Source organism: Mangrovimicrobium sediminis (assembly GCF_004745945.1).
GTDB classification, from domain to species: domain Bacteria; phylum Pseudomonadota; class Gammaproteobacteria; order Pseudomonadales; family Halieaceae; genus Mangrovimicrobium; species Mangrovimicrobium sediminis.
The window spans coordinates 1-3,577 of the sequence record NZ_SRLE01000032.1; the positions used below are offsets into that span (position 1 = coordinate 1).

4 protein-coding genes and 1 pseudogene are annotated in these 3,577 nt (G+C 64.5%); 1 reads left to right on the forward strand and 4 read right to left on the reverse strand.

Annotated features, from left to right (window positions below; genetic code table 11):
* Positions 1-102: 102 nt before the first annotated feature.
* Positions 103-549, reverse strand: coding sequence for a nitroreductase family protein (locus E4634_RS21025; RefSeq protein ID WP_206046979.1), 447 nt, complete (start codon positions 547-549; stop codon positions 103-105).
* 275 nt (positions 550-824) lie between these two features.
* On the opposite strand from E4634_RS21025, the gene E4634_RS21030 reads away from it, so the two are divergent.
* Positions 825-1,064 carry a hypothetical protein gene (locus E4634_RS21030; RefSeq protein WP_135446652.1) on the forward strand — a complete coding sequence of 80 codons (240 nt, stop codon included), beginning with the start codon at positions 825-827 and terminating at the stop codon, positions 1,062-1,064.
* 47 nt (positions 1,065-1,111) lie between these two features.
* Here the strand turns inward: E4634_RS21030 and E4634_RS21035 are convergent, their stop codons facing one another.
* The 3 genes and pseudogenes from E4634_RS21035 to E4634_RS21745 all read right to left on the reverse strand — a co-directional run.
* A complete protein-coding gene (locus E4634_RS21035) occupies positions 1,112-2,671 on the reverse strand; it encodes a DHA2 family efflux MFS transporter permease subunit (RefSeq protein ID WP_135446653.1) in 1,560 nt (519 codons plus the stop codon).
* A complete protein-coding gene (locus E4634_RS21740) occupies positions 2,646-3,119 on the reverse strand; it encodes an HlyD family secretion protein (protein WP_206046980.1) in 474 nt (157 codons plus the stop codon). The genes E4634_RS21035 and E4634_RS21740 overlap by 26 nt, the downstream gene beginning before the upstream one ends.
* Positions 3,103-3,577, reverse strand: a pseudogene (locus tag E4634_RS21745) (hypothetical protein); the annotation flags it as partial. The gene E4634_RS21740 and the pseudogene E4634_RS21745, both read right to left, overlap by 17 nt.

Genomic DNA, 3,577 nt, shown 5'->3' on the forward strand with positions numbered 1-3,577 from the left:
CACCTGTTCATCGTCGTCGATGTCCACCACCAGGCCACAAAACCCGAGACACAGGCGGCAGTATGATTTTTCTTGTCGCATGCCAGTAGTCCTTGTCGTCAATCAGAAGCCGAGAAAACGCACCTGTTCTTCCAGCGGCACGGGGGCGCGCTCGAAGCCGTTCACCGGTGCGTCCGGGTCGCGATAGCCGATACCCATGCCGCAGAAGAAGATATGCGTGGCGTCGTCCACGCCGATGTGTTCCTTGATCAGCCGCGCGTAGATGGACATGAACTCCTGCGGGCAGCTGTCCAGGCCCTCCTCGCGCAGCAGCAGCATGATGGTCTGCAGCCACATGCCCACGTCGGACCACTGCGGCGGGCCCATCACCCGCGGAAAGTAGCACAGCAGCAGCACCGGTGCGCCGAAGGACGACAGGTTGCCGGCCACCGCCGCCTGGCGCGCCGACGCGTCGTCGCGGGCGATACCCATGGCGGCGTACTGGCGCTCGAGGAAGGCGCGAATGGTGCGGCGGCTGGCGACGGCCTCGCTGACGGACATGGCGGTCATTATCTGTTACAACTCCATCGGTTTTTCGTGATTCGTTTTCGCGGATATTTACGCACCGGCGGCAGTAGCAGCCCCGGGCGGGCCGCTTGAGCCACCGGCCCGATTATCCTAGACTCCCAGCTGACGCGTGGCCATGCTTCAGGCCGTCGGCGCCCGGGACTACAGTCCCGAAACCGGCTGATATAACAGCCCCGGAACGGGCTGGCAGCATGGCCCGGACAACAGGAATAACAGCGCCCCCACAGGCGCGCAGTCTCCCCCAGAGGTACACAGTCATGATGGGAATGGGTAGCGGCGATTGCCCGTACAAGTTCAACTTCGAGCCCGAAACCTTCAAGGTCGGTGACACGGTCAGCTACCGCGTGCCGTCCCTCGGTGAATTCCCCTTCGCCGCCGAAATCAAGGCGGTGCACACGGATTACATCGAGATCAGCGACTACGGCGAGCCGGAAAAAGTGATGCGTGCCACGCGCGAAAGCCGTCCCACCGTTGCCGACGCCGACGCCCTGGGCTGACGCGCACCGCTCCGCTCTCTCCTTCAAGCTCTCCTCCAGACTGTTCTTCACAGCTGCTGCTCCTGCCCGTCCGTGCGAATGCGGATGGGCTTGAACAGCAGTGTCCCCAACGCCACCACCATGACCAGGATCGCCATCAGGTAGAAGTTGTCGAGGTAGGCAATCATCAGCGACTGCCGCGTGATTTCCAGGTCTGCCAGCTGCCACAGTGCCGAGCCGTAGACGCCCAGGCGATCGGTAAACACCTGCGGGTCCACCCCCGGCAGGCTGGTGTGCGTGATCGCCCCGGCCATGTCCGCGTGGCTGGTCTGCGTGTTGCGCGAGATGTACGTCACCATCAGTGAAATACCGAAACTGCCGCCCACGCTGCGCATCAGGTTGAGCAGGCTGGAGCCGTCCGGCCGGTAGCGCGGCTCCAGGCTCATGAAGGCGGCCACGTTCATCGGCATGAAGGTCAGGCCCAATCCCAGGCCCTGGATGAAGCCCGCCAGCAGGATCGGGCCGCGGCCCATCTCCAGCGCCCACTGCGACATCATCCACAGGGCAAAGCTGGCCACGCCGAAGCCCAGCACCATGAGGTAGCGCGCGTCCACCTTGTCCATGATGCGCGCGACGATGGTCATGGTGATGATCACGCCGATACCGCGCGGCATGAGCAACAGGCCGGTGTCCCAGGGGCCGTAGCCATAGACGTTCTGGAACATGATCGGCTGCACAGAGGCGATGGCGATATTGGCCACGCCGAGCACGAACATGAAAACGAAACCCGCGAGAAAACCGGGGTTGCGCAACAGTCCCGCGGGGAACAGCGGGTTGTTGGTGGTCAGGGTGTGGGTGAAGAACACCCAGAAGGCACCGAGCGCCAACAGCAACTCGATGAGGATTTCCGGCGAGCTGAACCAGTCCTTGCTCTGCCCGCGGTCCAGCATCAACTGCAGCGACACCAGCGCCAGGGCCAGCATGACGAAACCGAAGCGGTCCAGCCGGCGCTCGCTCTGCGGCCGCGAGGGCAGCAGCCAGAAGAGCACCGCCAGGGTGGGAATGCCGATCGGCAGGTTGACGTAGAACACCCAGCGCCAGTTCAGCGACTCGGTGAGCAGGCCGCCCAGCATGGGGCCGCAGATCGGCGCCACCATCACCACCATGCCCCAGATGGCCACCGCGCGGGGCTGTTTGCTGGGCGGGTTGATATCGTACATGATGGTCTGCGACATAGGCCCGATAAACGCCGCGCAGAACCCCTGCAGCACGCGGAACAGCACCATCTCGAACATCGATGTGGCGGCGCCGCAGAGCATGGAGGTGAGCAGGAAGCCGGTGACCGCCCAGAGGAAGACGCGCCGCGACCCCAGCCGGTCGGAAATCCAGCCCACTGCCGGCGTCATCAGCACCGTGGCGATGATGTAGCTGGTCAGCACCCAGGCGATGGTATCCAGCGAGGCGCCGAGGCTGGCCTGCATGTGCGGCAGGGCGACGTTGGCGATGGTGGCATCGAGGAACTGGATGATGGACACGCCCATCACCGCGGTCATCAACAGGCCGGTGTGGCGAGTCTCGAGTGTCGCCCGGTCCTCGACCGGCTTACTGGCTGGTATCGACTCGGACATGCACGGACAGGCCGGCGATCAACTCGCGTGACGGCCGCTCATCGATACTGATACGCACGGGCACACGCTGGGTGACTTTCACCCAGTTGGCGTTGGCATTCTGCGCCGGCAGGATGGCGAACTCCGAGCCGGTGCCGGCACCGATGCTCTGCACCTTGCCGTGCAGTTCGAGATCCGGGAAGGTATCCACGCGAATCACCGCCGGCTGGCCGGGATGCATTCTGGACAGCGCGGTTTCCTTGAAATTCGCCTCCACCCAGCTGTGCCCGGTGCGCACGATGGTCACCGCGGGCAGCCCCTGCACCATCAGCTGGCCGACCTGCAGCCGCTCGGCCTGGCTGACCACGCCACTGGCCGGGGCGCGCACCTCGGTGCGCTGTAAATTCAGCTGCGCCTTTTGCAGTTGTACCTGCGCCGCCCACACCTGCGGGTTATCGCCCTGCTCCACCCCGCCGGTCGACAGCGCGGCCCGTGCCCGGGCGGCGTCCGCCCGCGCCCGCCGCCTGCAGGGCGGCCTCGGTGCCGACGCTGGTCTTCACCAGTTCCAGCTGCCGGCGATATTCCTTTTGGTAGTAGGCGATGTCTTCCTCGGCGCTCTCGATATCCACGTTGGAAGTGTCGTACACCGTCTGCAATTCCTCCACCCTGGCCTTGGCCATGGCGATAGCGGCGCGCGCCTCCTGCACCGCTAGCTCGTAGGGTTCAGGGTCGATGCGAAACAGCAAATCGCCTTTTTCCACGCGCTGGTTTTCCGCCACCGCCACCTCGACGATGCGCCCGCCGACCTCGGCACTCACCGAGATCTTGTCCTGCTGTACATAGGCGTTGTCGGTGGCGACCAGGTGCGCGTTGAGCAGGAAATACAATCCCGCGCCGATGGCCAGCACCACGGGGCCGGCGATCATC